This window comes from Nocardia sp. NPDC060249 (assembly GCF_042728755.1).
Taxonomy (GTDB): Bacteria; Actinomycetota; Actinomycetes; order Mycobacteriales; family Mycobacteriaceae; genus Nocardia.
Window position 1 is genome coordinate 250958 of the sequence record NZ_JBHXAQ010000001.1, and the last position, 26559, is coordinate 277516.

At 67.0% G+C, this 26559-nt stretch carries 28 protein-coding genes and 1 pseudogene; 17 read left to right on the forward strand and 12 right to left on the reverse strand.

Annotated features, from left to right (window positions below):
• Both ACFWFP_RS01165 and ACFWFP_RS01170 read left to right on the forward strand, forming a co-directional pair.
• Positions 1-566, forward strand: a pseudogene (locus tag ACFWFP_RS01165) (hypothetical protein); the annotation flags it as partial.
• Between the two features lie 128 nt (positions 567-694).
• Positions 695-1726: a CobW family GTP-binding protein gene (locus tag ACFWFP_RS01170; RefSeq protein WP_379292515.1), complete on the forward strand. Its 1032-nt coding sequence runs from the start codon at positions 695-697 to the stop codon at positions 1724-1726.
• A gap of 11 nt (positions 1727-1737) precedes the next feature.
• On the opposite strand, the gene ACFWFP_RS01175 is transcribed toward ACFWFP_RS01170, so the two are convergent.
• Genes ACFWFP_RS01175 through glp form a run of 3 tightly spaced genes read right to left on the reverse strand, consistent with a single transcriptional unit; the run spans position 1738 to position 4461 of the window.
• Positions 1738-2169 (reverse strand): molybdenum cofactor biosynthesis protein MoaE, encoded by a 432-nt coding sequence (locus ACFWFP_RS01175; RefSeq protein ID WP_378633142.1) that lies wholly within the window; start codon positions 2167-2169, stop codon positions 1738-1740.
• Complete coding sequence (gene moaCB / locus ACFWFP_RS01180) at positions 2162-3259, reverse strand: bifunctional molybdenum cofactor biosynthesis protein MoaC/MoaB (protein ID WP_379292516.1); 1098 nt, start codon at positions 3257-3259, stop codon at positions 2162-2164. Before moaCB ends, ACFWFP_RS01175 begins: the two co-directional genes overlap by 8 nt.
• Positions 3256-4461, reverse strand: a complete 1206-nt coding sequence (gene glp, locus ACFWFP_RS01185) for a gephyrin-like molybdotransferase Glp (protein WP_379292517.1) — start codon at positions 4459-4461, stop codon at positions 3256-3258. The genes moaCB and glp overlap by 4 nt, the downstream gene beginning before the upstream one ends.
• 142 nt (positions 4462-4603) lie before the next feature.
• On the opposite strand from glp, the gene moaA reads away from it, so the two are divergent.
• From moaA to ACFWFP_RS01200, 3 genes are read left to right on the forward strand one after another with little or no spacing between them, the layout of a single operon-like run.
• A complete protein-coding gene (gene moaA / locus ACFWFP_RS01190) occupies positions 4604-5662 on the forward strand; it encodes a GTP 3',8-cyclase MoaA (protein ID WP_379292518.1) in 1059 nt (352 codons plus the stop codon).
• On the forward strand, positions 5655-5897 hold the full coding sequence (locus ACFWFP_RS01195; RefSeq protein WP_056812377.1) for a MoaD/ThiS family protein: 243 nt from the start codon (positions 5655-5657) through the stop codon (positions 5895-5897). Before moaA ends, ACFWFP_RS01195 begins: the two co-directional genes overlap by 8 nt.
• 2 nt (positions 5898-5899) lie before the next feature.
• Positions 5900-6262, forward strand: a complete 363-nt coding sequence (locus tag ACFWFP_RS01200) for an iron chaperone (RefSeq protein ID WP_379292519.1) — start codon at positions 5900-5902, stop codon at positions 6260-6262.
• Positions 6263-6289: 27 nt separating this feature from the next.
• Here ACFWFP_RS01200 and nadE read toward each other — a convergent pair whose 3' ends face one another.
• Both nadE and ACFWFP_RS01210 read right to left on the reverse strand, forming a co-directional pair.
• Entirely contained in the window at positions 6290-7114 is an 825-nt protein-coding gene (gene nadE, locus ACFWFP_RS01205) for an ammonia-dependent NAD(+) synthetase (protein WP_379292520.1), read from the reverse strand.
• A gap of 6 nt (positions 7115-7120) precedes the next feature.
• Complete coding sequence (locus tag ACFWFP_RS01210; protein WP_379292521.1) at positions 7121-7768, reverse strand: TetR/AcrR family transcriptional regulator; 648 nt, start codon at positions 7766-7768, stop codon at positions 7121-7123.
• A 96-nt stretch (positions 7769-7864) separates the two neighbouring features.
• Between ACFWFP_RS01210 and ACFWFP_RS01215 the strand changes: the two genes are divergently transcribed.
• The 5 genes from ACFWFP_RS01215 (at position 7865) to ACFWFP_RS01235 (ending at position 12517) form a co-directional block, all read left to right on the forward strand.
• The gene (locus ACFWFP_RS01215) at positions 7865-8434 is read left to right on the forward strand and encodes an NAD(P)H-dependent oxidoreductase (protein WP_379292522.1); all 570 of its coding nucleotides are present in this window, start codon (positions 7865-7867) and stop codon (positions 8432-8434) included.
• A gap of 387 nt (positions 8435-8821) precedes the next feature.
• On the forward strand, positions 8822-9055 hold the full coding sequence (nrdH, locus tag ACFWFP_RS01220; RefSeq protein ID WP_358184484.1) for a glutaredoxin-like protein NrdH: 234 nt from the start codon (positions 8822-8824) through the stop codon (positions 9053-9055).
• A gap of 30 nt (positions 9056-9085) precedes the next feature.
• Positions 9086-9559, forward strand: coding sequence for a class Ib ribonucleoside-diphosphate reductase assembly flavoprotein NrdI (gene nrdI / locus ACFWFP_RS01225; protein ID WP_379292523.1), 474 nt, complete (start codon positions 9086-9088; stop codon positions 9557-9559).
• An 11-nt stretch (positions 9560-9570) separates the two neighbouring features.
• Positions 9571-11700, forward strand: a complete 2130-nt coding sequence (nrdE, locus tag ACFWFP_RS01230; RefSeq protein WP_378991634.1) for a class 1b ribonucleoside-diphosphate reductase subunit alpha — start codon at positions 9571-9573, stop codon at positions 11698-11700.
• Positions 11701-11734: 34 nt separating this feature from the next.
• On the forward strand, positions 11735-12517 hold the full coding sequence (locus tag ACFWFP_RS01235) for an NUMOD3 domain-containing DNA-binding protein (protein ID WP_379292524.1): 783 nt from the start codon (positions 11735-11737) through the stop codon (positions 12515-12517).
• 66 nt (positions 12518-12583) lie between these two features.
• Here the strand turns inward: ACFWFP_RS01235 and ACFWFP_RS01240 are convergent, their stop codons facing one another.
• Both ACFWFP_RS01240 and ACFWFP_RS01245 read right to left on the reverse strand, forming a co-directional pair.
• Complete coding sequence (locus ACFWFP_RS01240) at positions 12584-13015, reverse strand: RDD family protein (RefSeq protein WP_379292525.1); 432 nt, start codon at positions 13013-13015, stop codon at positions 12584-12586.
• A 71-nt stretch (positions 13016-13086) separates the two neighbouring features.
• Entirely contained in the window at positions 13087-14571 is a 1485-nt protein-coding gene (locus tag ACFWFP_RS01245) for a cellulase family glycosylhydrolase (RefSeq protein WP_379292526.1), read from the reverse strand.
• A 218-nt stretch (positions 14572-14789) separates the two neighbouring features.
• Between ACFWFP_RS01245 and pnuC the strand changes: the two genes are divergently transcribed.
• The 3 genes from pnuC (at position 14790) to ACFWFP_RS01260 (ending at position 17135) form a co-directional block, all read left to right on the forward strand.
• Positions 14790-15434, forward strand: a complete 645-nt coding sequence (pnuC, locus tag ACFWFP_RS01250; protein ID WP_379292527.1) for a nicotinamide riboside transporter PnuC — start codon at positions 14790-14792, stop codon at positions 15432-15434.
• On the forward strand, positions 15431-16495 hold the full coding sequence (locus ACFWFP_RS01255) for an AAA family ATPase (protein WP_379292528.1): 1065 nt from the start codon (positions 15431-15433) through the stop codon (positions 16493-16495). The genes pnuC and ACFWFP_RS01255 overlap by 4 nt, the downstream gene beginning before the upstream one ends.
• A 151-nt stretch (positions 16496-16646) precedes the next feature.
• Positions 16647-17135 carry a DUF3558 family protein gene (locus tag ACFWFP_RS01260; protein WP_379292529.1) on the forward strand — a complete coding sequence of 163 codons (489 nt, stop codon included), beginning with the start codon at positions 16647-16649 and terminating at the stop codon, positions 17133-17135.
• A 15-nt stretch (positions 17136-17150) separates the two neighbouring features.
• On the opposite strand, the gene ACFWFP_RS01265 is transcribed toward ACFWFP_RS01260, so the two are convergent.
• Positions 17151-18143: an LLM class F420-dependent oxidoreductase gene (locus ACFWFP_RS01265; RefSeq protein WP_379292530.1), complete on the reverse strand. Its 993-nt coding sequence runs from the start codon at positions 18141-18143 to the stop codon at positions 17151-17153.
• A 185-nt stretch (positions 18144-18328) separates the two neighbouring features.
• Between ACFWFP_RS01265 and ACFWFP_RS01270 the strand changes: the two genes are divergently transcribed.
• Positions 18329-18856: a hypothetical protein gene (locus ACFWFP_RS01270; protein WP_379292531.1), complete on the forward strand. Its 528-nt coding sequence runs from the start codon at positions 18329-18331 to the stop codon at positions 18854-18856.
• Here ACFWFP_RS01270 and ACFWFP_RS01275 read toward each other — a convergent pair.
• Positions 18835-19521 (reverse strand): DUF899 family protein, encoded by a 687-nt coding sequence (locus tag ACFWFP_RS01275; protein WP_379293715.1) that lies wholly within the window; start codon positions 19519-19521, stop codon positions 18835-18837. The genes ACFWFP_RS01270 and ACFWFP_RS01275 overlap by 22 nt on opposite strands.
• 80 nt (positions 19522-19601) lie before the next feature.
• On the opposite strand from ACFWFP_RS01275, the gene ACFWFP_RS01280 reads away from it, so the two are divergent.
• A complete protein-coding gene (locus ACFWFP_RS01280; protein ID WP_379292532.1) occupies positions 19602-20177 on the forward strand; it encodes a TetR/AcrR family transcriptional regulator in 576 nt (191 codons plus the stop codon).
• A 357-nt stretch (positions 20178-20534) separates the two neighbouring features.
• Positions 20535-21983, forward strand: a complete 1449-nt coding sequence (gene mgtE / locus ACFWFP_RS01285) for a magnesium transporter (RefSeq protein ID WP_379292533.1) — start codon at positions 20535-20537, stop codon at positions 21981-21983.
• On the opposite strand, the gene ACFWFP_RS01290 is transcribed toward mgtE, so the two are convergent.
• From ACFWFP_RS01290 to ACFWFP_RS01300, 3 genes are all read right to left on the reverse strand, one after another.
• Positions 21980-22960 carry a peptidase gene (locus ACFWFP_RS01290; RefSeq protein WP_379292534.1) on the reverse strand — a complete coding sequence of 327 codons (981 nt, stop codon included), beginning with the start codon at positions 22958-22960 and terminating at the stop codon, positions 21980-21982. The genes mgtE and ACFWFP_RS01290 overlap by 4 nt on opposite strands.
• A gap of 137 nt (positions 22961-23097) precedes the next feature.
• Complete coding sequence (locus ACFWFP_RS01295; RefSeq protein ID WP_379292535.1) at positions 23098-24042, reverse strand: hypothetical protein; 945 nt, start codon at positions 24040-24042, stop codon at positions 23098-23100.
• A 19-nt stretch (positions 24043-24061) separates the two neighbouring features.
• A complete protein-coding gene (locus ACFWFP_RS01300; RefSeq protein WP_379292537.1) occupies positions 24062-25048 on the reverse strand; it encodes a hypothetical protein in 987 nt (328 codons plus the stop codon).
• Between the two features lie 391 nt (positions 25049-25439).
• Between ACFWFP_RS01300 and nrdF the strand changes: the two genes are divergently transcribed.
• Positions 25440-26402 (forward strand): class 1b ribonucleoside-diphosphate reductase subunit beta, encoded by a 963-nt coding sequence (gene nrdF / locus ACFWFP_RS01305; RefSeq protein WP_358105034.1) that lies wholly within the window; start codon positions 25440-25442, stop codon positions 26400-26402.
• Positions 26403-26559 lie beyond the last annotated feature (157 nt).

The following is a 26559-nucleotide window of genomic DNA, read 5'->3' on the forward strand; positions in this document are numbered from 1 at the left end:
CCGCACCTGCCCAGGCTCCCGCACCTGCCCAGGCTCCCGCACCTGCCCAGGCTCCCGCACCTGCCCAGGCTCCCGCACCTGCCCAGGCTCCCGCACCTGCCCAGGCTCCCGCATCCGCCCAGGCTCCCGCACCCGACCGGGCACCGGCTGATTCGCCCGCGCCTCCCAGCGGCGCGAGCGATCAGACGGCACCGTCCGAGGATCCGGCTCCCGCCGACGCGCCAATTTCTGCGGCGCCGATCCCCGCACGGGTCCCGATCGCGAATCCGGTTCCGGTAGCCCCTGTCCGCACCGCGTCACCCGGCGCCCCGGCCCGCACCGCGTCACCCGAGGCTCCCGCCGCACCGTCCACCACCACCCCGAAGAACCGCGGCACCAGCCCCAAAACCCAGTCGACGCCCAATGAATCCGAGCTCGACCTGAGCACGCTCGGCGGCCCGATCACCACCGTCATGACCCTGCTCATGCCCTTGGCTCAAGCGCTCGGTATGGACGAATCGACCATCCCCGGCCAGCTGATCAATCTCGTGTACACCCTGGTAGGCATGGTTTTCGGCCCGTCCTGACACCAGTTCGCCGCACATCGAACCGCCCACCTCCGATCGCGGAGGTGGGCGGTGTGCCGGAGAGCGTCGGCCAGACGGTGTCCGGCGTCGTGGACCGGTCGACTTCGCCGCGGTGAGGTGGTGGCAGCATGGGTGCGGTGATTCCTGTCGTGATCGTTGCTGGGTTTCTCGGTTCGGGGAAGACGACCCTGCTCAACTACCTGCTGCGCAACAATCGGGGAACCCGGATCGGGGTGGTGGTCAACGATTTCGGGGCGGTGAACATCGACGCGATGCTGGTGGCCGGGCAGGTCGACGCGATGGTGTCGCTAGGCAACGGGTGTGTGTGCTGCGCGGTGGACGTGTCCGAACTCGACGATCTGTTCGCGCAGCTGGCGCAACCGCGCAGCGCGGTGGATGTGATCGTGGTGGAGGCCAGCGGCCTGGCCGAGCCGCGCAACCTGATCCGGATGGTGATCGCCAACCCCAACCCGCGCATCGCCTACGGCGGTCTGGTCGAGGTGGTCGATGCCGAGCAGTTCACCGCCACCAGCGCGCAACATCCTGAGCTGATGACGCATCTGCGGATGGCGGATCTGGTGCTGGTGAACAAGGCCGATCGGGTCGAGGCCGAGGCGCTGGCCGGTTTGCGCGCACAGCTGAGCGATTGGGTCGGGCAGGTGCCGGTCTACGCGACGACGCACGGCCGCATCGATCCCGGCCTGCTGTTCGACGATCGGGCGCCCGAGCAGCCGAAGGTCGCCGAGCAGCTGAGCTTCGACACACTGCTCGACGACCATGACCACGACGACCCCGGCCATCGCCATCTCCACGACGACTACGTCTCGGTCGCGTTCACGAGTGAGACCGCGTTGAATCCGCGTGCGCTGGTGGCCTTTCTGGAAGATCCGCCGTCAGGCCTGTTCCGCGCCAAGGGATGTGTCGCGTTCGCGGTGGCGGGGGAGCGACGCAAGTTCGAAGTCCACCTGGTCGGCAGGCATGTGGTCCTCACCCCCGGCAGCTGGGCGCGCGGGGAGCGACGCGTCTCGAACCTGGTGCTGATCGGCGCCGGACTGGACGCGGAGGCGGCATCGAAACGCTTGCACGACACCGTCTTCGACGGCGAGACGCTGTTGGACGATCAGGAGATGCTCGGCGTGTGGCGGTACGCCACGCCGTAGCGTGTGGCCACTCAGCCGCAGGCGTTGACCCACTCGGACAGCCCGTCGGCGAACAGCTGCCGCTTCCAGATCGGTACCTCGTGCTTGATCCGGTCGACCAGCTCGGCGCAGACCGTGAACGCCTCGGCCCGATGCGGCGCGGCCACCGCCACCACAATCGCCAGCCCGCCGATCGTGAGCGACCCGATGCGATGCGTCGCCGCGACCGGAAGTCCGCTCGCCTGCGCCACTTCCGCGCAGATCGCGTGCAGGAAGCGCTCGGCCTGGGGATGCGCGGAGTACTCCAGCGAGGTCACCGCCTGCCCGCCGTCGTGGTTGCGCACCTTGCCGGTGAACACCACCACCGCGCCGAATTCCGGTCCGTCGACGGCCTTTTCGACGGCGAGGGGATCGAGGTCCTGATCGCTGATGGTGGCCAGCCGAACCGCACCGAAGTCACTCATGGTTGCCGCCTCCGGCTACTTGCGCGAGCAGATGATCCAACAGCGGTTCCAGCACCGCCATCCCGTCCTTCACCCCGCCGGGTGAACCGGGCAGGTTCACGACAACGGTCTGACCGGCCAGCCCGGCCACGCCGCGACTCAGCGCGGCGAGGGGGAACTTCGCGGTCCCCCGCTGCCGAATCGCCTCGGCGACACCGGGCAGCTCGCGGTCGAGCACGGCGCGGGTGGCCTCGGGGGTCGCGTCGGTGGGGGAGGCGCCGGTGCCACCGGTGGTGACGACGAGCGCGGGCGCCGCGTCCAGTGCGTCGGCCAGTCCGGCGGCGATCTCGGCATCGGCGTAGACCAGCGGCCCACGCACCGAAAAGCCTTGCGCGGTGAGCCAATCGACGAGGACCGGCCCGGTGGTGTCGGTGCGGGTGCCCGCTGCGGTCCCGGTGGACGCGACAACCACGACGGCGGTCCGCGAAAGGGTGTGGGCGTCAGCCGATTCCGCCGCGGCGTCGACTGCTGCCGCCGCACCCTGCCGAGAGTCGGCCGTCGGCAGCGCGGACTCGACATCGGCACCCGCGTCCACCTGTGCCAACCGGTCGAGCGCCGAGGTGCCGGTGACGGATCGTCCCTCGGGTCGCACCCAGTGCCCGTGCTTTCCACCCTCTTTGGTGACCAGCCGAACCCCGTTCATGACGGCGGCGGGATCCACCGCCTTCACCATGTCGTGCAGGGTCAGCCCGGCCACGGCGACAGCGGTCAGGGCCTCCATCTCGACCCCGGTGGGCCCCTTGGTCTTCGCCGTCGCTTCGACCGTGATGGTGGTCTCGGTGAACCCGAACTCCACCTTCACCGAGGACAACGCCAGCTGATGACACAGCGGAATCAGCTCGGAAGTCTTTTTCGCACCGGCGATTCCGGCCAGCCGTGCCGTGGACAGCACATCGGCCTTCGGTAGCCCCTCGGCCCGTACCAGGGCGACCACTTCCGCGGTCGTCTGCAATTCGCCTGCGGCGACAGCGATCCGGGTGGTGTCGGCTTTCGCGCTGACATCGACCATGCGCGCGCGACCCTCGCGGTCGACGTGGGACAACTCGCTCATAGCGACAAGATTCGCACAGCGACACCGGCGGCCAGCGAGGTGACCTCGGCGGGAACATCGATCAGGACATCGGCCCAGGCCATCCCCGCGATGAGATGTGACCCGGGGCCCGAGATCACCTCGACCCCGTCCGCGGTCAGCAGGCCGCGCAGGTATTGGCGGCGACCGGCGGGGGAGCGAAGCGGTGTCAGCAGGATGGTGTGTTCGCTCTCGAGTTCCGGCAAACCGGCCAGCGCCCGCACGGCGGGGCGCGCGAACACGGCGTAGGACACCATCGTGCTCACCGGATTGCCCGGGAAACTGAGCACCGGAACCTCGTCGACCACCGTGTAGCCCTGCGGTCCGCCCGGTTGCACCGCGACCGAGCCGAAGGTCCCGCCGAGCGGACCCAGGACATCCTTGACGACCTCGAAGTCACCCTTGGACACGCCGCCGGAGGTGAAGACCAGGTCGGCGACGGCGGTCGCGGCGTGCAGCACCGCGGTGAACACCGCGGGGTCGTCGGTGCTGTGCGCGACCTCGACCACCTCGACACCGTCGGCCCGCAACGCGGCGGCCAGCGCGATGCCGTTGGAGTTGTAGATCTGGCCCGGTGCCAGCGCGGTGCCCGCGGGCTGGAGTTCGTCGCCGGTGGTGATGCAGACAGCGCGTAATCGGCTCAGCGCGGGCACTGTGGGCAGGCCGACCGCGGCCAGCGCGGCGATATGCCGGGGCGCGAGCACCGTGCCTGCCCGTGCGACGAGCTCGCCGGTGCGCACATCGGTTCCGGCTTCGCGCACGAATTCGCCCCGTCCACGGCCACGTTCGACCACGATGCGGCCCGCACCCGCCTGCACATCCTCGACCGGCACCACACAGTCGGCGCCGGGGGGCAGCGGCGCGCCGGTCATCACCTTCACCGCCGAGCCGGCGGGCAGCGCGTCGGTGCCCGGCTTACCGGCCGCCACCACGCCGGCCACCGGCAGCGTGACCGGCGTGACGGCCACATCGGCCGCGCGTACCGCGTAGCCGTCCATCGCCGAATTACGGAACACCGGCAGATCGATCGGCGACACCACATCGGCCGACAGCGTGCGGCCGAGCGCCTCGGGTACCGGCACCTGTTCATCCGGGCGGTCGGCGAGGCGGGCCAGCAGCGCGGCGACGGTGTCGCGGTACTCGTCGACGCTGCGTGCCGACGCGGTAGCGGGCCGGGGAGTCATGCTGCCAGCTTAATCGCCGGCGCCGGGGCCGGTCGGGGTCGCGTGGCTCACGGTGCTGGGCGGCCTGCGGTGAGCTGACGAGTTCGCGAAGAATCGGCCCGGCGCACGGAATGTGACGGGCCTTACGGGTCATACTGTAGAGATGACGCTGGTCGAGATGGGGATACCCGCCGTGCGATCGGAGCGGCCGTCCCTGGACGGCAGGCCCGAGACGCCGTTCCTCGTCGACCGCTTCGGCCGGATCGCCCGCGACCTGCGCGTGTCCATCACCGAGAAGTGTTCGCTGCGCTGCACCTATTGCATGCCCGAAGAGGGTCTGCCGCCGATCCCGCGCCAGGAACTGCTCACCGCCGACGAGATCGTGCGGCTGGTGTCGCTGGCGGTGCGCGAGCTGGGTGTGCGAGAAGTGCGGTTCACCGGCGGCGAACCGCTGATGCGCCGTGAACTGGAACAGATCATCGCGGGCTGTCACGCGGCGGTGCCCGGCACCCCGTTGGCTATGACGACGAACGGCGTCGGCCTCGAACATCGCATCCACAAGCTCGCCGCGGCCGGTCTGACCAGGGTCAATGTCTCCCTCGACACCGTCGACCGGGAAGATTTCACCCGCCTCACCCGCCGCGACCGGCTCGAGTCGGTCCTCAACGGCATCCGGGCCGCGCGCGACGCCGGCATGGCGCCGGTGAAGGTCAACGCCGTGCTGATGCGCCAGAACCTGGCGGGCGCGGCCGACCTGCTCGCGTGGTGCCTGGCCGAACAGTGCGAACTGCGCTTCATCGAGGAGATGCCCCTCGACGCCGACCACGAGTGGGCCCGCGATCACATGGTGACCGCCGCCGACCTCCTCGGCGTTCTCGGCGAGCGCTTCACCCTGACCCCCACCGTCCGCGCCGACCCCTCGGCCCCCGCCGAGAAGTGGCTGGTCGACGGCGGACCGGCGACCGTCGGCATCATCGCCACGGTCACCCGCAAGTTCTGCGACAGCTGCGACCGCACCCGGCTCACGGCCGACGGCATGCTGCGCTCGTGCCTGTTCAGCGACCAGGAGTTCGATGTGCGCACCGCGCTGCGGGCAGGCGCCGACGACGACGAGGTCGCCGAGCTGTGGCGCGGTGCGATGTGGCAGAAATGGGCCGGTCACGGTATCGACGCCGTCGGTTTCGTCCCCCCGGAACGCACGATGGGAGCCATCGGTGGTTGAGGTCCGCTATTTCGCCGCCATCGCCGACGCGGTCGGCAAGAACACCGAATCCCTCGACCTCCCCGACGGCGCCACCGTCGCCGACCTGCGCGCCACCCTCGCCGCCACCTACGGCTCCGACATCGACAGCCTCGTCGGCGTCTGCGCGTTCCTCATCGGTGACGAGCTCACCCGCGACCCGTCGGCCATGCTCCGCGACCGAGTCGACGTTCTCCCGCCGTTCGCGGGCGGCTAGGCATGGTCCAGAGCAAGGCCCCCGACGTGGCGACCTACCTCGCCGAACTCCCCGAAGGGCGCCGCGAGGCCCTCACCAGGCTGCGTGAGCTGTGCCTGACCGAACTCACCGGCTTCACCGAGGTGATGTCCTACGGCATGCCCACCTACGAACGCGACGGCACCGGCGAAGTCTCCTTCGCGAGCCAGAAGCAGTACATCTCCTTCTACCTACTGCGCTCCGACGTCCGGGCGGCCTTCGCCGACCGTCTCGCCGTCCAGGACATGGGCAAAGGATGTTTGCGCTTCCGCAAAGAACCGGACTACGAGCTGGTTCGGGACCTGCTGCGCGCCACCGCGTCCGGTGAAGACGCTGTGATCTGTTGAGCTGGTGGGGCGCGGGTAGCGAGCGCCCTAACGCCACCAGGTGTCGAGCGGGGTCACCGGGACGGTGCGCTTGTGGCGGGTGTTGGTGAAGATCGACTCCACGCGGGCGGCCACCTCGGGGGTGACGTCCTTGCCTTCGAGATAGTCGTCGATCTCGGCATAGCGCAGGCCGAGCGCGTCCTCGTCGGCGAGGGCGGGGCGGTCGTCTTCGAGGTCGGCGGTGGGGACCTTGGACCAGATGCTCGAGGGGGCGCCGAGTTCTTGCAGGAGGGCCGCGCCCTGGCGCTTGGTGAGACCGGTGAGGGGAGTCAGGTCGACACCGCCGTCGCCGAACTTGGTGAAGAACCCGGTGACCGCTTCGGCCGCGTGATCGGTGCCGACCACCAGCAGGCTTTCCTGGCCCGCGAGGGCGTACTGGGCGACCATCCGCTCGCGCGCCTTGATGTTGCCGCGCACGAAGTCGCGCAGGCGCTCGTGATCGAGCGCGCCCGCCACCTCGACGCCCACCGCGTCGGCGCTGGGCCGGATGTTCACCACGACGGTGCGGTCGGGGTCGATGAAGTTCAGCGCGGTCTGCGCGTCGTGCTCGTCGGCCTGCACGCCGTAGGGCAGCCGCACCGCCAGGAACTTCGCCTCGACACCGTCGGCGCGCAGCTCTTCGACGGCCAGCTGGCACAGCCGACCGGCCAGCGCACTGTCCTGCCCGCCACTGATCCCGAGGGCGAATCCCTTGGCCGGGGTGGTGGCCAGGTAGTCCTTCAGGAAGTCGACGCGCCGCCGGACCTCCTGCTTCGCCTCGATCTCGGGCAGCACACCCAATTCGGCAATGATCTGTTCACGCAGTGTCCCCATGCGGTCTCACTCTACTTGGGGGACAGGCGAAACGACCCGGCGAACGAGCCATTCCCAGTTGTCGCCGATCTGATCGCGGGTATAACCGAGCACCTCGACCTGGTGGATGACCAGCGCCGCCGACAGCGTGGACAGCAGCGTGTCGGCGATCAGCGAAACCTCGCCGTCGACGCCGATCGCGCGAAGTTGCAGCATGACGTGCGCCTTGTGCAGGGCGTAGGGCCCGCCACCGAATCGCCCGTCCTTCTCCGCGGCCTGGTGCAGATCGCCCTCGACCTCGATATCGAGCAGCCGGGTCCGCCCGAAGGCGATCAGCCGCTCGACCGGGCCTGCCTCGGGACCGAGCGGCGCGGGCCCGAACATGAACGCGGCCTGGAATTTCTGCTCGGAGTGATCCAGCAGGGCCAGCATCAGCCCGGTCCGGTTGCCGAACCGGCGAAAGACCGTGCCCTTGCCGACACCCGCGCGCTTGGCGAGCGCGTCCATCGTGAGGTTGTCGACGCCGTGCTCGCGCACCAACTGCTGGGCCGCGTCGAGCAGCAGCGCGCGATTGCGCGCGGCGTCGGCGCGTTCGACGGGTTCCGCACTGCCGGGCAGCGGCCGCCCGATGCCCAGCAGGGGCGGCTCGCCGGCCTGGGGTGTGTCATAGCTCACGCCGCTCACACATCCTCCGCGGGAAGTAATCGGACCGGGGTCCGGTTGATGTCGGATGAAACTTGGATCATTCCACTGAGTACACCAGGAGTCGCAATGAGCGAGACCCGCATCCTTACTCTCGTCGGAAGCCTGCGCGCGGGCTCCATCAATCGCCGCCTGGCCGAGGCCGCCGCGCAGACCGCGCCCGCCGACGTCGACATCACCATCTACGAGGGTCTCGGCGAGATTCCGTTCTACAACGAAGACCTGGACGTACCCGGTGAGGTGCCCGCGCAGGCCGAGGCGCTGCGTGCCGCCGTCGCCGCGGCCGATGCCGTCCTGCTGGTCACCCCCGAGTACAACGGCACCCTGCCCGCCGTGCTGAAGAACGCCATCGACTGGGCCTCGCGTCCGTACGGCGCCGGTGCGGTCAAGGGCAAGCCGGTCGCCGTGGTGAGCGCGTCGATCAGCCCGAACGCCGCGGCGTGGGCGCACGGCGACACCGTCAAGTCCGTTGGGGTGGCGGGTGGCGTCGTCGTCGAGTCGGCGCACGCGCAGTTCGCGACCATCGGCGAGCGTTTCGCGCAGACCCATCCGGCCGAGGATGCCGAGGCGCTGACCCAGCTCGGCGCGACCGTGCACGAGTTGGTCGCCGCGGTGAACGGCACCTTGATCTCGGCGTAAGCTGATCTCTCGGCAGGGCGTCGCCTCCATCGCGGAGGCGACGCCCTTTCGGTGTCCACGGGGTTTGCTGAAGACTCGCCGGTAGATGAAATCGTGATCTGAACCACTGTTTTCCCTGCTGGTCGGCGGCCCGTCCTGGGACTTACCGCGTGGGAATTACATCCGTGCGACTCGCAACACCTTGTGTTGTTCCCATCTGTCGGACACTAGGTGTAGTGTCTGTCGTACTGGAAGACGGTGTGGAGCCACCACTGATCGGGCCCAAGGGAAGGGGTTGCGAGCAGGGCTTTCTTCGTCGGATCCAGGAGTTTGCGCAGCATCACCCGTTCGTGCATTGCATACGGATCACAGGCTGTGGATCAGGCATAGGAGAGAGGGACTTCCATCATGACCATCACCGTGTACACCAAGCCCGCTTGCGTGCAGTGCAACGCCACCTACAAGGCTCTCGACAAGGTCGGCGTGGACTACGACGTCATCGACATCTCGGAGAACGACGAGGCGCGTGACTTCGTCATGGCGCTGGGCTACCTGCAGGCGCCGGTCGTCGTCGCGGGTGACGATCACTGGTCGGGCTTCCGTCCCGACCGCATCAAGTCGCTCGCCGTCGCGGCTGCGTAGTTCGCGCCGGTTCGCCGGTAAGGAGGCGCCATGCCCGAGCAGATGACTCCGGGCGGGCTGGTCTACTTCTCCAGCGCTTCGGAGAACACTCATCGTTTCGTCGAGAAGCTCGGTCTCCCGGCAACTCGACTTCCGCTACACACCACCGCTGAATCGCCGCGGATCGACGAACCCTACGTGCTGATCACCCCCACCTACGGTGGTGGTCGGCACGTCATGGGTGGAGAGCGTCCCGACAAGGACCTCGTTCCACGGCAAGTCGCCAAGTTCCTCAACGACCCGCACAACCGCGCGCTGCTGCGCGGGGTGATCGCGGCCGGCAACACGAACTTCGGCGATACCTATTGCGTTGCAGGAGACATCATCTCGCAAAAATGCGGGGTGCCGTATCTGTATCGCTTCGAACTCATGGGAACCGCTGAGGACGTCGCGCGCGTCCGAGAGGGATTGGGATTGTTTTGGCAACAGCAACCACAGCACCGGCAGGCAAGTCAGCACGCCTAGAGCAGTCGGCGGTGCGCGGCGAGGCGGGCGAGGTGCTCGACTACCACGCCCTCAACGCGATGCTGAACCTGTACGGCCCCAACGGCGAGATCCAGTTCGACAAGGATCGCGAGGCCGCGCACCAGTACTTCCTGCAGCACGTGAACCAGAACACCGTCTTCTTCCACAACCTGGACGAGAAGCTGGACTACCTGGTCAAGGAGAACTACTACGAGACCGAGGTGCTCGACCAGTACGGTCGACCCTTCGTCAAGCAGCTGTTCCAGCAGGCCTACGCCAAGAAGTTCCGGTTCCCGACCTTCCTCGGCGCGTTCAAGTACTACACCTCGTACACGCTCAAGACTTTCGACGGCAAGCGCTACCTGGAGCGTTTCGAGGATCGCGTCTGCATGGTCGCGCTGACGCTGGCCGCGGGCGACGAGGTCCTGGCGAGCAACCTCGTCGACGAGATCATCGACGGCCGGTTCCAGCCCGCCACCCCCACCTTCCTCAACTCCGGCAAGAAGCAGCGCGGCGAGCCCGTGTCCTGCTTCCTGCTGCGCATCGAGGACAACATGGAGTCCATCGGGCGCTCCATCAACTCCGCGCTGCAGCTGTCCAAGCGCGGCGGTGGTGTCGCGTTGCTGCTCAGCAACATCCGTGAGCACGGCGCCCCGATCAAGAAGATCGAGAACCAGAGCTCGGGTGTCATCCCGATCATGAAGCTGCTGGAGGACTCCTTCTCCTACGCGAACCAGCTGGGTGCGCGTCAGGGCGCGGGCGCGGTGTACCTGCACGCCCACCACCCCGACATCTACCGCTTCCTCGACACCAAGCGCGAGAACGCGGACGAGAAGATCCGCATCAAGACGCTGTCGCTGGGTGTGGTGATCCCCGACATCACCTTCGAGCTGGCGAAGAAGAACGAGGACATGTACCTGTTCTCGCCCTATGACGTCGAGCGCATCTACGGTGTGCCGTTCGCCGATGTGAACGTCACCGAGAAGTACTACGAGATGGTCGACGACAAGCGCATCCGCAAGTCGAAGATCAAGGCGCGCGAGTTCTTCCAGACGATCGCCGAGCTGCAGTTCGAGTCGGGCTACCCCTACATCATGTTCGAGGACACGGTGAACCGGGCCAACCCGATCAAGGGCAAGATCACCCACTCGAACCTGTGCTCGGAGATCCTGCAGGTCTCCACCCCCTCGGAATTCAACGACGATCTGTCCTATTCCAAGGTGGGCAAGGACATCTCGTGCAACCTGGGTTCGCTCAATATCGCCAAGGCGATGGATTCACCCGACTTCGGTCAGACGATCGAGACCTCGATCCGCGCGCTCACCGCGGTCTCGGACCAGACGCACATCTTCTCGGTGCCCTCGATCGAGCAGGGCAACAACGAGTCCCACGCCATCGGCCTCGGTCAGATGAACCTGCACGGATACCTGGCGCGTGAGCGGGTCCACTACGGCTCCGAGGAAGGTGTGGACTTCACCAACATCTACTTCTACACCGTTGTGTACCACGCGATTCGGGCCTCGAACCTGATCGCCAAGGAGCGCGGCTCCGCGTTCGGTGGGTTCGCCGACTCCAAGTACGCCAGCGGCGAGTACTTCGACAAGTACACCGATCAGGCGTGGGAACCGAAGACCGACAAGGTGGCTCAGATGTTCGCCGACGCCGGCGTGCGCATCCCCACCCAGGACGACTGGCGTCTGCTCAAGGCCTCGGTGCAGGAATACGGCATCTACAACCAGAACCTGCAGGCCGTGCCGCCGACCGGTTCGATCTCCTACATCAACCACTCGACCAGCTCGATCCACCCGGTGGCGTCGAAGATCGAGATCCGCAAGGAAGGCAAGATCGGCCGCGTCTACTACCCGGCCCCCTACCTGGACAACGACAATCTCGAGTACTTCGCTGACGCATATGAAATCGGCTACGAAAAAATCATCGACACCTACGCCGCGGCCACGCAGCACGTGGACCAGGGCTTGTCATTGACCCTGTTCTTCAAAGACACTGCAACCACCCGCGACATCAACAAAGCCCAGATCTACGCCTGGCGCAAGGGAATCAAGACGCTCTACTACATCCGACTGCGTCAAATGGCCTTGCAGGGGACTGAAATCGAGAATTGCGTCAGCTGTATGCTGTAATTCCCTGATAGTGAACTCGGCGCGGGAGGTTTGAATGGGGAAGCCGACTCATGGCGTGATCTATGGAATTCGTCTCCGCGCCGAGTTCGACTATCGATATATAGGGCTGACAACACAGTCTGAGCATGTGCGGCTCCGCCAGCACTTCAAAGAAGCCGGTGCAGGTCGAAAGACACCCTTCTATGACTGGCTGCGCAAACAGGATCGCGATGATGTAGTGGCGGATGTGCTGGACTGGGTGTATGGCCTCAAGAATCTTGGTCGTGCTGAGATCGACTGGATTGCCTACCTTCGAAAAGAAGGCCAGCCATTACTCAATTTGGCTGATGGTGGACTCGGGCCGATCGGTGTGATCTGGACTGCGGAAATGCGAGAGGCTGCGCGGATCCGGTCGACTGGCCGCCCGGGGATCAGCCGGTTCGGTGAGGAGAATCCTTTTCACGGGCGCACGCACTCGGCTCCACAGCGGGCGAAGTGGTCGGCTGAGCGTCTAGGCACGTACCAAGGGGAAGCCAATCCCAATTTTGGGAAGTTCGGTGCTGCGCACCCGCGGTTCGGCCACGCGATGCCCGAGGAATCGCGTCGGCGTCTTTCGGAGATGAGAATCGGTGCGGGAAATCCGAACTATGGGCGGACAGCCAGCGCCGAGACTCGGGCGAAGATGTCTGCCGCTCAAAAGGGGCGGCCGAAGCCGTCCAGTCGGCGCAATGCACACACGCGTCATCACACGAACAAGGGCGTTTTCAAGCAATCCTGTGCGCACTGTGTCGACGATCAGGTGAATCAGAATGCTGGTAAACCTGAAGTCGAAGGCTGAAGCCGATAGCGAGTGATGGACGTTGCCGATGAACTGCTGTGCACAGCTGATCCGGCCCCGCGCGCATCAGTCGAGCAGGTCGAAGCAGGACCAGCCGCCTCGGAACCACTGGACGGTCAGCTGCCAGGTGGTCGGGTAGGTGCCATCGGCGTAGCGCAGGCGGAGCCCGTAGGAGCATTTGCCGATCGTGGTTCCGGTGAGGCGTTGCACGATCGTGCGGTGCAGGAAGGACACGCCGAGCCAGACGAGGATGCCGTACAGGACGGCTGTCGGGCCGGGCGCGAGGTACCAGGCGGTGGCGCCGATCGCGGCGTGCAGCGCCATATCGATGAGGAACGCGGGGATCACGCCGGTCTCGTCGCCGCTGGAAGTGCGTCCGGTGAGTGGGAATTCGTCTGTCGAGCGCTCCCGCGTTTCGGATGTGACGAACATCGGCTCGGCGTCACGTTCGTATCCGCGCTCCCGCGTCGCGTGCCGGGACGGTGCTGCGTTGCTCATGGAGGTCAGCGTGGTCGACACCGCTTAACAAGCACCCGGCGCCGACCTTGCCGACCTGATCACCGCCGGTGTCAGCCCGCGGATCCCGATGACAGCCAGGGGAATCCCGAGGCCGACCCGGTGCCACCGCCGGAGGGAAGATCCGCTCCCGCCGAGCCAGGGCGGTGGATGCGAACGGTGACCGGGTCGGTGCCGTCGGCTTCCACGGTGACGATGCGCGCGCCGGGCGCCGAGGTGACCCGGCCGCCGGTGACTTTCACCTCGTAGCTGTCCGGATGGAACAGGTCAGAGACGTAGATCTCGGTCGGCGCCGAGGCTTGGCGAGGACGGTACCGGTAGGCGAAATCGCCTGTGCCGGAATCGAAGACCATGCCGTCGGGCACGCCCGCCGTGGCTTGTGGATAGGTGCGGACCAGTTCGCGGCCGAGCTCGCCGCGGAAGGGATCACCGTCGCGGGCGCTGTAATGCCAGTAGTGCCAGCCGACGAACCGTTCGTCGGCCCGAGTGGTGGTGTTGCGCAACACCGTCGGATCGCCGTCGCCGAATTCGGTGACCATGGTGGGGATATCGGTGCGGTCGGCGAACGAGTCGATGTTCGACCAGGTCCGGTCCTGCTGCGGCGGGCACAAGGCGCGCAGCTCCTCGGGCAGGCCGAGATAGATCGCGAGCTGGCTCGGAATGCAGTAGTCATGCGGGGAGAAGACGATATTCGGGCTGGTGATCGGTGGATTCTTGCCCAGGTGGCTCGGCATGGTCTCGTTCCAGGTGACATTCGGCTCCCAGAACACCGGCACCGTGGCATTGCGCGCCCGCACCGCATCGGTCAGCTGTTGCAGTGCCCGTTGATATTTCACGTCGAACTCGGGACAGCCGTCGGGATAGCAGGTGAGAAACGCCGAGCCGGGCCACGGTTCGTTGAGCAACTCGATCCCGAGCACGCTCGCGCGCCCGTTCATCCGCTCGGCGAGCGCGCCCAGCGCCACTCCCAGCTGGTTCAGCACCCCGTAGGTGTTGTTCCACACCTCGTCCCACCCGGCATTCATGCTCGGCATCAGGTAGTACAGCGGGAATCCGGGATTCGGCTCCCCGTCCACGGGCCGAGCGTGGATCGCCCATTCGGGAAACCCGTTGCCGTTCCAGATCTTCGACAATCCGTCCTGGTGATTGTCGAGCAACGTGTAGATGCCGTGCGCGGCAAGAGTATCCACGACATTCTCGACCCGGTCGAGATAGGCGGTATCGACAACACCCGCTGTCGGCATCAGCCCGTCGAACGACACCCCGAGCCGGACCGTGGTGAACCCGTGCCGGGCCAGTGTCGCCGCCGATTCGCCGGTGAGAGTGAATCCGTCACCGGGTTGCAGGTAGGGCGCGTCCTTGTCGACGGTGTTCACCCCGTGCAGCAGCACAGTGCGTCCGTACCCGTCGATCAACGCGGACCCCTGCGCTCGCAGCGGTGTCAGCGGTATCGCGGGATCGGCGGTCACCGGGGCGCTGCTCACGGCCAGCCCGGCGGCGAGTGCGAGCGCTGTCATCCAGCGCACCGGTCGCCTCATCGTCTTCATCATCTACGTCCTCGATCCCCAGGTGGACGCTCGTTCAACTGAACGAATGTCCAAGTCTGTTGGCGAGAGAACATAGCCGGACCGCCACGGTGTGGTCAAGGCCACAATCGCGAAAGAGTATGAATCGCTTCGTGTTCGATGCCGAAGGCGTCTTGCCAAGGGGTGTGTCCTCAATTATGGTCTCTATGACTAATAGTGAGGTGGGGGACATGAACGTGCTGGATCTGGTTGCCGCGCTGCAGCAGCCGTTGTTCACGCTGCTCGGGACGGCGGTGAGCTGGACCGAGGTACTCGGATTCGGCAGCGGGGCGCTGTGCGTGTGGTTGGTCGCTCGCCAGCACATCGCGAACTGGCCGATCGGCATCGCCAACAATGTGTTCTTCATTCTGCTGTTCACCCAGGCCGGGCTTTTCGCCGATGCGGGGTTGCAGCTGGTGTTCATCGCGCTGGCCGGGTACGGATGGTGGACCTGGGTGCACGGGTCCTCGCGCGTGGCGCCGCTGCCGGTGCGCCGGACCACGCGGGTCGAATGGATCGTGCTCGCGGCGGGCGGTGTACTCGGCACCGCCGCGATCACCGTGCTGCTCGATACCGCCACCGAGTCCACCGTGCCGCTCTGGGATGCGCTGACCACCGCGCTGTCGCTGATGGCGACCTATGGGCAGTGCCGGAAACGGCTGGAGTCGTGGTGGTTGTGGATAGCGGCCGACATCGTCTACATCCCGCTCTACGCCTACAAGGGCCTGTTCTTGACGGCGCTGTTGTATCTCGGATTCCTCGCGTTGTGTGTGCGCGGGTTGATCGCGTGGCGGCGCGATGTGGTCGCGGCGCCGCCGGTGGCGGTCGCGGCGTGACGCGGTACGGGCACGGGCTGGTGCTGGGCAAGTTCTATCCGCCGCACGCCGGTCATCACCATCTGGTGCGCACCGCCGCCGCCCGCTGTGATCGCTTGACCGTGCTGGTCTGCGCCTCGTCGGTGGAGTCGATCCCGCTCGCCGACCGGGTGGCCTGGATGCGCGAAACGCATGCGGATCCAGGGGTTCGCGTCGTCGGCGCTGTGGACGATGTGCCGATGGACATCACCGATCCTGCGGTGTGGGATGCCCACATGGCGGTGTTCCTCGCTGCTGTCCCCGACCCCGTTGACGCGGTGTTCACCTCGGAGGCCTATGGCGAGGAACTGGGCCGGCGCTTCGGCGCCGACTCGATCTGCGTCGACCCGCGGCGACGGCGTCACCCGATCTCGGCGACCGAGGTCCGCCGAGATCCTGTCGCGCACTGGGACTTCCTTTCTCCGCCGGTTCGCGCCGCGATGACCAAGCGGGTGGTGGTGCTCGGCGCGGAGTCGACCGGAACGACCACCATGGCGCAGGCGCTCGCCGCGCACTACGGCGCGCGATGCGTCCCCGAGTACGGCCGCGAATACAGCGAACAGAAGCTGGCCGCTCTCGGTCCGGGTGGGCACTGGTCCGACGTCGAGTTCATCTCGCCGGAATTCCCGCTGATCGCCGCGCGGCAGCAAGCCGCCGAGGATCGCGCGGCCCGCGAAACGGGGCCCGTCCTGGTCTGCGATACCGACGCCTTCGCCACGACCATCTGGCACGAGCGCTATCTCGGCTGTGCCCATCCAGGCATCGTCGCCGAGCGTCGCCAGCACCTGTGGTTGCTCACCGACCATGCCGGCGTCGCGTTCGACGACGACGGTCTGCGTGACGGCGAGCACCTGCGGCCGTGGATGACGGGGCGTTTTCGCGACGAACTCACCCGCACCGGACGCCGATTCACGATGCTGACCGGTCCGCACGAGCAACGCCTTGCCACTGCTGTCGCCGCTGTCGACGAGTTGGTGGCCGACGGCTGGGCCATCGCGGATCCGCTGCCGGAGCGCGCCACCGGGGAACGGTCGTACCCCTAGTCGGCCGGCCGGGCGCGTGGCGTGGGTGTTCGTCACAGTGGCGGTGCGAGGGAGGTGTTGACCTGCCCAAGTCTTGTCGAACGATCGCTCGGCGAGGTCGCGCGCCTTGTTAACGTGGCCGCGTTGTGCGATGCACGGTGAGAGGGAACGGATGAAGCGCGCGCTCATGGTGGTAGCGACCGGGGGATTGGCGTTGGCGACGCTTGCCGGATGTTCTAGCGAGGAGCCCCGGACCACGGACACGAAGGCCCTGTTCGAGCCGTGCACCGGAGTCACCGCCGACGCGTTGCAGAAGGCGGGCGTCGACCCTGCCACCAAGGTGGCGGCAGGTGCCGCGTCCGCCGGTTGGCAGACCTGCGAATGGACGGGTGCCGCCGCTCACCTCAAGGTTTTCTCGACCTCACGAACTCTCGCGGAGTTCGAAAAGGATTCGGGCGCAGCCTCTTTCACCGAATACACAGTCGCGGGCCGCACAGGCCGTCGTCTCGGCGACACCCCCGCCTCCTGTGACCTTCTCTTCTCCGCCGCCCAAGGTGTCATCCGCATGGTCGTCGTGAACAACCCCACCCAGCAGACCGCCGATGCCTGCACCACCCTGCGCCACATGGGCGATTCGATAGTTCCGGCTTTCCCTGCCTGAGCGATCGGCTGGCGATCATGCCAAGGCTGGGATCACCTCGCGTTCGAAGAGTTCGATGCCGGAGGTGTCGTAGGCCGCTTCGGGGAAGTTGACGATGGTGTAGGCCAGGCCGAGATCCTTGACCTTCGTGAGGCGTTCGACGATCTGTTCCGGGGTGCCGACGGCCGCGCTGGTCGCGAACTGTTCGTGCACACGGGCCTTCGCCTCATCGGCGCCGAGGAAGGGGGTGAAACGGTCGACGATGGTCGAGAGTCGTTCCTGCACTTCGGTTTCGGTGGTACCCACGATGGCGTTGAAGTTCGAGCTGCGGGTGATGGCGGAGAAGTCGGTGCCGACGTCTTCGCAGTGCCGGCGCAGGATGTCGGACTTGCGGGCGAACTCGTCGGGGTCACCGCTGAAGTTGGTGTAATCGGCGTATCGGGCGGCGATGCGCAGGGTCTTCTTCTCGCCGCCACCGGCGATCCAGATCGGAATCCCGTTCTCCTGCAACGGCCGTGGGTGCACGATGGCGTCGTCGACCTGGTAGTACTTGCCGTTCAAGGTCGCTCGGCCGGTCTTCCACGCCTCGCGGAAGATCTGCACGCCTTCGTCGAGGCGGCCGAGGCGCTCACCGGCGGACGGGAAGCCGTAACCGTAAGCGCGCCACTCGTGTTCGTACCAGCCGCCGCCGATGCCCATCTCCACCCGGCCACCCGAGATGAGATCGACGGTGGCGGCCACCTTGGCGAGGTAGGCGGGGTTGCGGTAGCTCATGGCTGTACACATCTGACCCAGCCGCACGCGCGAGGTGGTGGCCGCGAACGCCGCCATCAACGTCCACGCCTCGTGGGTGGCCTCGTCGGTGGGAACGGGGGTGGTGTGGAAGTGGTCGTAGACCCAGATCGATTCCCAGTCCGAGCCCGCGTCGAACCGCTGGGCCAGTTCGCGCATCACCGACCACTGGTCGGCCGGTTCGATACCGACCAGATCTAGCCGCCAGCCCTGGGGAACGAAGATGCCGAAGCGCACAGGTTTTCTCCTGGAGTGAATGGAACTCGAGCGGCGCGCCACACGCCGCGGCTGTCGAGATCCACTGTTCCACTTCTGCGCGCTCAGGCAACTATTGTGCGCGCACCGCGCTGAACCCTGGACCGGCCGTTATGCACCGAAAATCGGTTGGCACGCGGGGAAAACCCGGGCATGCTGGCAGACGTATGAACAATATTTCTCCACCCCGACTCGGCGTCGACTTCGGCCGAGTGATCCAGGGGGCCGCGCTCACACCGGGCGCCGCGGACACCGTATTCCTCTCGGGCGGCGTCGACGAAGCGATGAGCACCCCGCCCAGTCCTGACGCCTTCGCAGTGCTCAACCGGCTGGTGAGCGCCTTCGACGGCAACGCCTGGGTGATCTCCAAATGCGGTCCGCGCATCGAACAACGCACCAGGCAATGGCTCGACCATCACGCCTTCGCCGCCCGCACCGGAATTCCCCGAGAACACTTGCGCTTCTGCAGAACTCGCGCGGGCAAGGCGCCGCACTGCGCCGAACTCGGCATCACGCACATGATCGACGACCGGCTCGATGTGCACGCGATCCTGCGCGAGCTGGTGCCCCGGCTGTATCTGTTCGGCGCGCAGACCGGGCCGATCCCGCCGTGGCTGACCCACACGCCCGACTGGCGTGCGGTCGAGCGCGCGGTCGGCGCGGATCTCGCAGGTCATGCGCTCGGATCGCCGTAGGACACGGCGATGTCCTTGCTGCTCGGCCAGCCGCTGTAGGCCGGTGATTGCGGCCAGCCCTCGGGGCTGTCCTGCCAGTCCTCCTGGCGGCCGTAGGGGAGCGCGTCGATGAGGCCGAAGGTGTAGGCGAGTTGTTCGGTGCCACGGCCGTCGGTGTGCCAGCTGCGGTAGACGGTGTCGCCGTCGCGCAGGAAGGTGTTCACGGCGAAACCCGCGCCGGGGCCCGCGCCCATGTCGGCGCCGAACGGACTGTCAGCAGTGGAATACCAGGTCATCGCGTTGCCGACGCGCTTCTTGTAGGCGAGTGCCTCGTCCATCGGCCCCTGCGTCACGATGACGAATCGCGCGTCGTAGCCGTCGAGGAAGTCCAGCCGTGCGTACTGCGCGGTGAGGCCGGTGCAGCCGGCGCACTGCCAGGTGTTCCCCGGCGTCCACATGTGGTGATAGGTGATCAGCTGCGAGCGTCCGTCGAAGACCTCGGCGAGCGAAACATCGCTGCCGTCTTCAGCTTTCAGCGTGTAGTCGGGCAAACGGACGGCGGGCATGCGCCGGCGCTGGGCGGCGACGGCGTCGAGTTCGCGGGTCGCGGCCTTCTCCCGGATCCGGAGCTGATCGAGTTCGGCCTGCCAGGTGTCTTGATCGACGATGGTGGGCAGTGCGGTCATGGTGAGCCACCCTTCGATGTGTACGGCGTGCACATTTGATATGTTCACACCGTACACTTCGTCGAAAGCGGGTTCAAGAGTTGGCCTACCACCACGGTGACCTCGCGGCGGCCTTGGTCGAGGCCGGGCTGGAACTCACCAGATCCGGCGGCCCCGACGCGCTGACCATCCGCGAAGTCACCCGCCGGGTCGGCGTCACGCCGAACGCCGCCTACCGGCACTTTCCCGACCGGCGAGCCCTGCTGCGCGCGGTCTCGGCCGCGATCGAGTCCAGGATGGCCGAGGGGATGGCGCGCGGCTCGGCGTCGCCGCGCGCGAGCCTGCGCGCGGTCGGCCTCGGCTATATCGGCTTCGCGTTGGTCGAGCCCGGCTGGTTCGCGGTCGCGTTCTTCGGCGCCGGTGACACCTCGCCGGAGTCGGTCGTGGACTCACCCGCCTATCTCGCCCTCACCGACGCGCTCGACATGATGGTGCACATCGGCGATCTCGACCCCTCGGCGCGCCCTGGCGCGACCTGGAGTTGCTGGTCCACCGTGCACGGATTCGCGGAACTGGCGTTGCGCGGGCCGTTGCGGCACCTCGATCGCGCCGAGCTGTGGCCGCTCGCCGAACAGGCCGTCGACACTGTCATCGCGGGGCTGCCCTCAATGGTGTGATCGAGGTCACTGTGACCAGCGGTACGCGAGCTGAAGGTGAAACGATCGGCCCTCGCATGTAATCTCATCAGTGGAAGGGTGTGCCCGAGTGGGTACTCCAAGCGATCCGCGGAGCGATCACCCGCGGCGACTGCGAGGAGGTGGGGTTGCAATGCGCAACGAACCTCCCAGTCGAAGGCCGCGCGGCGTCGCCCCTTCGTCCTCGTACTGCCGATCCTGACCTGCTCGGTCCGGTCTGTGCGTGCAGGCCTCGGTGGTGGACGCCCCGCGGTGTGAGCCACCGTCACTCGTTCCACTTCTCGCGCATCCTGTAGCTGTGCCGCAGGCGTGCGCGCTGTCACGCCAGAGGACTCGATCATGTCGAACGTCGATCTCGTCACCACCCGTCATGTACCGACCGAAACCGTTGTGCCCGAGGTGGTTTCACCACGTCGCGCAGCCGTGGAAGACCACGCTGTCACCGAGGCGCTCGCGATCCTGTCCGAATCGGTGCGCGATATCGTCGAGACCCACCGGGTCTGTGGCGGCCTGGACTGGCTCGACAACCGTCCGCCGCACGTCATCGCCGACGCGCTCGCTCGGATGGACGCCGTGCAGGCCGGTGTCGTGTTCCGGCTGCTCGACAAGGAGCGCGCGCTCAGCGTGTTCGAGGAGCTCGAGCCGGTCGACCAGCAGCAGATCCTGCAGGGCCTGCGCGAGAAGAGCTTTCGCGATCTCGTCGAGGCGATGGACCCCGACGACCGCGCCCGCATGCTGCACGAAGCGCCCGCCAAGGTCGCCAAGAAGGTCCTCGCCGGGCTGAGCCCGCGCGAGCGCCGGATGACCGCCACGCTGCTCGGCTACCCCGAGGGCTCGGTCGGGCTGTACATGACGCCGGAAGTCGTTGCGCTGCCGGACAATCTGACTGTCGCGCAGGCGCTGGGTTGTGTGCGCGCGAAGGGCGCCAACGCCGAAACGGTCTACACGCTGCCCGTGGTCGACCGCGGCCGCCGCCTCACCGGCATCGTCGAACTGCGCGAGCTGGTGCTGCACTCGCCGGACGCGATGGTGTCCGAACTCGTCGTCACCGAGCCGCCGTTCGTGCGGGCCACCGACGCCGCGGAGAAGGCCGCCCGGCTGATGAGTTCCACCAACCTCATCAACCTGGTGGTCGTCGACAGCGAGGACCGGGTGATCGGGCTGCTCACCATCGACGACGCGATGGAGGTGCTCGAGGCCGCCGACAGCGAAGACGTCGCCAAGCAGGCCGGTTCGGCGCCGTGGGAGGGCCACTACATGGCCGCCAAGGTGTTCCAGCTGGCGCGCTACCGGGCGCTGTGGCTGACGCTGCTGCTGTTCGCGGCCACGCTCACCGTGAGTGTCACCGACATGTTCGCATCGACCCTCGAACAGGCCGCGAGCCTGGCGCTGTTCATTCCGCTGCTGATCGGCGCGGGCGGCAACGCGGGCGCGCAAGCGGCGACGGCGTGCGTGCGCGCGCTGGCGGTCGGCGAGGTGCGCGTCTCGGATCTGTTCAAGGTGATCTGGCGTGAATGCCGGGTCGGGCTGGTGCTCGGCACCATGCTGGCCACCGCGGGCTTGCTGATCGGCACGGTGTTCGTCGGGCCGAAGATCGCCATCGTCGTGGCCATCACCCTGGTGGTCATCTGTGGCTGGGCGGCGACCATCGGCGGCACGATGCCGTTGCTGGCCAAGAAGTTCCGGATCGACCCCGCGGTCGTGTCGGCGCCGATGGTGACCACCCTGGTCGACGCGACCGGGCTGATCATCTACTTCACCACCGCGAAGCTGGTGCTGGGAATCTAGCGCTGTGGGAAGAGCGTGAGTGCCTGTGCCATGACGTCCTTGGCGACGGCGTCGGTGGCGGCGACCACCTCGACCACCGGAACGCGCCTGCCGAACGCGGTGGATTCAGCGGGCAGTTCCGGGCCGACGGCCGCGGTGTAGATCGGGATCGAGCTGTCGTAGACCGAGACCGAGCGATGCACGGTGCGGCCGTCGATGTGGTCTTCGGTGCTGTTGGCGGCCAGGTAGGCGGGCACGCGGTACTCGTAGCTCACGGTGATCTTCTCGCCGCGATAACTGAACAGGCACTGGGTGAGGCGCTGCTCGTCGTCGCGGACGGCGCCCGCGAGTTTCGCGCGTACCGTGCACGGGTCGGCGCCGAGCAACACCGTGGGCGCGGTGTCGGGGGAGGTGCCCTGCTTCGGCGACTGGCGCCAGCGGTCGATCATGCCGGGCATCACGTCACCGGCCACGACGCACGGGTTCTTGCCGGGAGTGGACAGACCGAGGTAGATGGCGGCTCCGGACGGGAACCAGGCCGTCGCCCCGCAGGCCCGGGGTTCACCGGCATCGCGGTCGGGGACCGTGCGCACGCTGGCGTCGCCGACCTGCGTGGTGACGCCTCTGCCGCTGGAGCCGAGGCTGCTCAGCAGGGTGGCGTGCCAGGTGAGAGTGGAATCCTCGGTGCCCGCCCCGCCGCCGAGGATGGCCCGGCACGAATCCAGGCCGATGGTCACGCTCTTGACCTCGCCGATCTTCGCGAGCGTTTCGCGCGGTAGCACCGCGCAGACATCGACCTGGCGCGTCGCCTGGGCCACTTCGTCGCGCTGACGCTCGTCTTGGGGGGCCTTCGACCAGAACTCGGGCGGCTGGGCGGGAATCACCGGTGCGGGCGGCGGTGGCAACTCCCCGTAATCGGGTGGTGTGCCCGCGTCGTCACTCCCGCATCCGGCGCACACGAGCAACGCGGCAGCGGCCAGCGCCATCCTGCGATACATCGGTACCCCTGTCCTCGACAGATACGGGCCCGGACCCGCGCCCGACCATCGAGTCTGCCCGCGACGGCAACACTCGCGCAAACATCACGCCGGGTCGTTCTCAGAACGTTGTCGTCATCGCACCAGCGTCCGAGGTGTCAGCGCACCAGCGGCAGGGTTTCGCGCATGACCTTCTCCGCGATCGCCGAGTGGGCCGTGACCGAGACCGTCGGCACGCGCCGACCGAGCAGCGCGTCGGTCGGTCCCGGTGCGAGGCCGGGACCGACGACGGCCGACAGCGACGCCATGTCGGCCTGGGCCGTGTCGAATCGGTACACCTGGCGCGCGCCCACGGTGAAGGCCGGGGTGTCGTCGATGATCGAGCGTTCCTCGTTGTAGTCGAAGGTGACGATCGCGTCGTGCCCATCGACGCTCACCTTGCACGTGGTGACGCCCTGATCGGCCACCGGCACCCGCACGCCGAGCAACGGCGCGACCACGCACGGATCGGCTCCGGTGATCACCGCCCGATCCGAATCCGGCGAGGATCCCTGGACCGGCTCCTTACGCCACGCTGTCAACGCGATCCGCACCAGCGTCCTCGCCGACGCGCACGCATCCTGCGGCGCTCGCACGCTGAACGACAGGTCGGCCCCCGCCACGAACCGCGCCCACGTCTGACAAGCCCCGCGCACCTGCGGATCGTCCGACGCGGCGGGCTCGTCGTTGAACAGCACCCGCACGTCGCCCATCGACTCCTCGTCCACCGGACCGTCCATGCTCGGCTCACCCTCGAACATCACCCCGGTACTCCAGGTCGCGTCGATGCCGGTGAGATGACCCGGCACGGCGATACTGACCCGGCACTGGTTCGGATGCACGTTCTCGACATCGCGCACGGTGCCGAGGGTGCCCAATGCTGCGCGGGGGAGCAGGGCGCACACGTCGATCGCCCTGACCTTGCGCAGAACCGCGACCTTATCCTGATCGGAAACCGCTGCGGTGGACCAGAATCCACCCTCGGGCATGGAGTCCGGTGCGGGTTCGCTCCCGCAGGCGACCATCGTCAGCACTGCGGTGACGAGCAGGATGAGCCGTCGCACGAGGTTCTCCTTGTCCGGTTCAGGTGGCGGGGAAGAGCTCGGTGGTCGAGCGGAGGACGGATTCGAGGGCCGCTCGGTCCGTGCCGAAGACCCGGATGGTGGGGACGGCGGGGCCCATCAGCTCGGATCCGGGTCCGGGCAGGCTGGGGCCGACTATCGCTGTGTACGAGGCATATTCGCTCGTGTCGTCGCTGGGGCCGTACCCGGTGTGGCCGTTGGCGGTGAAGATCGGCTTACCGCTGTCCGCATAGCCCCGCGCCTCGTAGCTGTAGTCCACATCGATGGCCGCACCTCGGAAAGTGAACTGGCAGGACCAGATTCGCAGATCGAGGACGGTGACCGCGACGTCCAGCACGGCGGCGACTTCGCACGGGTCTTTGCCGTGCAGCGCGGTTCGAGGGGTGTCCGGGGAGGTGCCCTGTGCCGGTTCGGCGGCGAGTCCGCCCATCGCGCGGGCCAGTGCCGACTGGGCGGCCGGGCACGGCTCGGTACCCAATGGCGTTCGCACGTGTATCGGGAGCGTGGCCGTATTGGCGAAAGCCGCGGTGGCGAGACAACTTCGGTCGAGCTGGCCTTCGACCTGGGGGCCGTTGTCGAGATCGCGCAGCAGGCCGACGGTGATGCCGTCGACCTCCTCGCGCTGGGACTGCCCCCAGCCGTACCCGTTCGGCGCGACACCGATCGCCCAGCTGACCGAGGTGCCCTTGCCGCTCTCGGCGGAGTCGAACGTCGCTTCGCACTTGTTCGGGCCGTCGTTCTCGACCGCGAGCAAGGTGCCGATCTTCGCCAGGTCGGTTCGGGGGATGAGCGCACACGGGTCGATCGCGCGCAGGCGTCGCAGCAGGTCGAGGCGCTGCTCGTCGGAGGCCGGCGCCGTCTTCCAGTACGCGGGCATCGCCGAAGCTGCCTCGATCGGGGTGACCGGCCTGTGTGTGGGCAGGTCCTCCTGACAGGCGGTGAGTCCGACCATGACAGCGGCGGCCACCGCGCAACGACGCAACAGCATCGACAATCCCCCTCGCGCGGGACGATGCCCGCCTCCCTCCGGCTCGCGGTCGAGCCTTGTCGAATGCCCAGTGTGCCGGATCGGCGCCCCGTATCCGCACCGGGCCCGGGAGTGCTGGGCGGTGGCCGCGCTCACCGCACGAAGCGGGCGTCGGCACACATGTGGCGAATCACTGGCGATGCGATGGTGATCAGTTCGCGATCGTGCCGCACAATGGGGGCCGCGTGTGTGGTGTGGGTATTCGGCCGGTCGGGTCGAGTTCCGCACGCCGCAACACAAGCTGTAGTGCTCCCCGAGGTTGTCACCCACTACGAGTAGTGTTCTGGGTAAGGGCCTCGTGCACGGCGGCGGGTGCGGGTCATCAGGTCTGGCGGAAAGGTGTGGAGGCGGAATGAAGCTCATCGATCGGGCGTCGGCCATCAATTGGAATCGGGTGCCCGATGAGAAGGATGCCGAGGTCTGGGATCGGCTGACCGGCAACTTCTGGTTGCCCGAGAAGGTCCCGGTGTCCAACGACATCCCGTCCTGGAACACCCTCACGCCCGACGAGAAGCAGCTCACCATGCGGGTCTTCACCGGCCTGACGCTGCTCGACACCATCCAGGGCACCGTCGGCGCGGTCTCGCTGATCCCTGACGCGCTCACCCCGCACGAGCAGGCGGTGTACACCAACATCGCGTTCATGGAGTCGGTGCACGCCAAGAGCTACAGCTCCATCTTCTCCACCCTGTGCTCCACCAAGGAGATCGACGAGGCGTTCCGCTGGTCGGAGGAGAACCGCAACCTGCAGCGCAAGGCCGAGATCGTCCTGTCGTACTACAACGGCGACGACCCGCTCAAGCGCAAGGTGGCCTCCACGCTGCTGGAGAGCTTCCTGTTCTACTCCGGCTTCTACCTGCCGATGCACTGGTCCTCGCGGGCCAAGCTCACCAACACCGCCGACATGATCCGTTTGATCATTCGCGACGAGGCCGTGCACGGGTACTACATCGGCTACAAGTACCAGAAGGGCCTCGAGCTGGTCTCCCAGGCCGAGCGCGACGAGCTCAAGAACTACACCTTCGAGCTGCTCTTCGAGCTCTACGACAACGAGGTCGACTACACCCAGGATCTCTACGACGAGGTCGGCCTCACCGAGGACGTCAAGAAGTTCCTGCGCTACAACGCCAACAAAGCGCTGATGAACCTCGGCTACGAGGGCCTGTTCCCGAAGGACGAGTGCGAGGTGAACCCGGCGATCCTGTCGGCCCTGTCGCCCAACGCCGACGAGAACCACGACTTCTTCTCGGGTTCGGGGTCCAGCTACGTCATCGGTAAGGCGATCAACACCGAAGACGAGGACTGGGAGTTCTGAGCCCACCCGCACTCTGACGACGGCGCACCTGTTCGGGTGCGCCGTCGTCGTCTGTGGCGCGGCCTCCGCGGAATATCCCGGGTCTTCGGTCGTGGTATTCGCCTCATCGTCCCAATATCGTGAGTGGTGCTCGTCGCGTCATTCGGCTCCGCGGTTT

What these genes read in the sequence shown, in the direction of transcription:
- ACFWFP_RS01170 (WP_379292515.1), top strand. Translation starts at nt 695, where the DNA reads ATGGGTGCGGTGATTCCTGTCGTGATCGTTGCTGGGTTTCTCGGTTCG.
- ACFWFP_RS01175 (WP_378633142.1), bottom strand. Translation starts at nt 2,169, where the DNA reads ATGAGTGACTTCGGTGCGGTTCGGCTGGCCACCATCAGCGATCAGGAC.
- moaCB (WP_379292516.1), bottom strand. Translation starts at nt 3,259, where the DNA reads ATGAGCGAGTTGTCCCACGTCGACCGCGAGGGTCGCGCGCGCATGGTC.
- glp (WP_379292517.1), bottom strand. Translation starts at nt 4,461, where the DNA reads ATGACTCCCCGGCCCGCTACCGCGTCGGCACGCAGCGTCGACGAGTAC.
- moaA (WP_379292518.1), top strand. Translation starts at nt 4,604, where the DNA reads ATGACGCTGGTCGAGATGGGGATACCCGCCGTGCGATCGGAGCGGCCG.
- ACFWFP_RS01200 (WP_379292519.1), top strand. Translation starts at nt 5,900, where the DNA reads ATGGTCCAGAGCAAGGCCCCCGACGTGGCGACCTACCTCGCCGAACTC.
- nadE (WP_379292520.1), bottom strand. Translation starts at nt 7,114, where the DNA reads ATGGGGACACTGCGTGAACAGATCATTGCCGAATTGGGTGTGCTGCCC.
- ACFWFP_RS01215 (WP_379292522.1), top strand. Translation starts at nt 7,865, where the DNA reads ATGAGCGAGACCCGCATCCTTACTCTCGTCGGAAGCCTGCGCGCGGGC.
- nrdH (WP_358184484.1), top strand. Translation starts at nt 8,822, where the DNA reads ATGACCATCACCGTGTACACCAAGCCCGCTTGCGTGCAGTGCAACGCC.
- nrdI (WP_379292523.1), top strand. Translation starts at nt 9,086, where the DNA reads ATGCCCGAGCAGATGACTCCGGGCGGGCTGGTCTACTTCTCCAGCGCT.
- ACFWFP_RS01235 (WP_379292524.1), top strand. Translation starts at nt 11,735, where the DNA reads ATGGGGAAGCCGACTCATGGCGTGATCTATGGAATTCGTCTCCGCGCC.
- ACFWFP_RS01240 (WP_379292525.1), bottom strand. Translation starts at nt 13,015, where the DNA reads ATGAGCAACGCAGCACCGTCCCGGCACGCGACGCGGGAGCGCGGATAC.
- ACFWFP_RS01245 (WP_379292526.1), bottom strand. Translation starts at nt 14,571, where the DNA reads ATGAGGCGACCGGTGCGCTGGATGACAGCGCTCGCACTCGCCGCCGGG.
- pnuC (WP_379292527.1), top strand. Translation starts at nt 14,790, where the DNA reads ATGAACGTGCTGGATCTGGTTGCCGCGCTGCAGCAGCCGTTGTTCACG.
- ACFWFP_RS01260 (WP_379292529.1), top strand. Translation starts at nt 16,647, where the DNA reads ATGAAGCGCGCGCTCATGGTGGTAGCGACCGGGGGATTGGCGTTGGCG.
- ACFWFP_RS01270 (WP_379292531.1), top strand. Translation starts at nt 18,329, where the DNA reads ATGAACAATATTTCTCCACCCCGACTCGGCGTCGACTTCGGCCGAGTG.
- ACFWFP_RS01275 (WP_379293715.1), bottom strand. Translation starts at nt 19,521, where the DNA reads ATGACCGCACTGCCCACCATCGTCGATCAAGACACCTGGCAGGCCGAA.
- mgtE (WP_379292533.1), top strand. Translation starts at nt 20,535, where the DNA reads ATGTCGAACGTCGATCTCGTCACCACCCGTCATGTACCGACCGAAACC.
- ACFWFP_RS01290 (WP_379292534.1), bottom strand. Translation starts at nt 22,960, where the DNA reads ATGTATCGCAGGATGGCGCTGGCCGCTGCCGCGTTGCTCGTGTGCGCC.
- ACFWFP_RS01300 (WP_379292537.1), bottom strand. Translation starts at nt 25,048, where the DNA reads ATGCTGTTGCGTCGTTGCGCGGTGGCCGCCGCTGTCATGGTCGGACTC.
- nrdF (WP_358105034.1), top strand. Translation starts at nt 25,440, where the DNA reads ATGAAGCTCATCGATCGGGCGTCGGCCATCAATTGGAATCGGGTGCCC.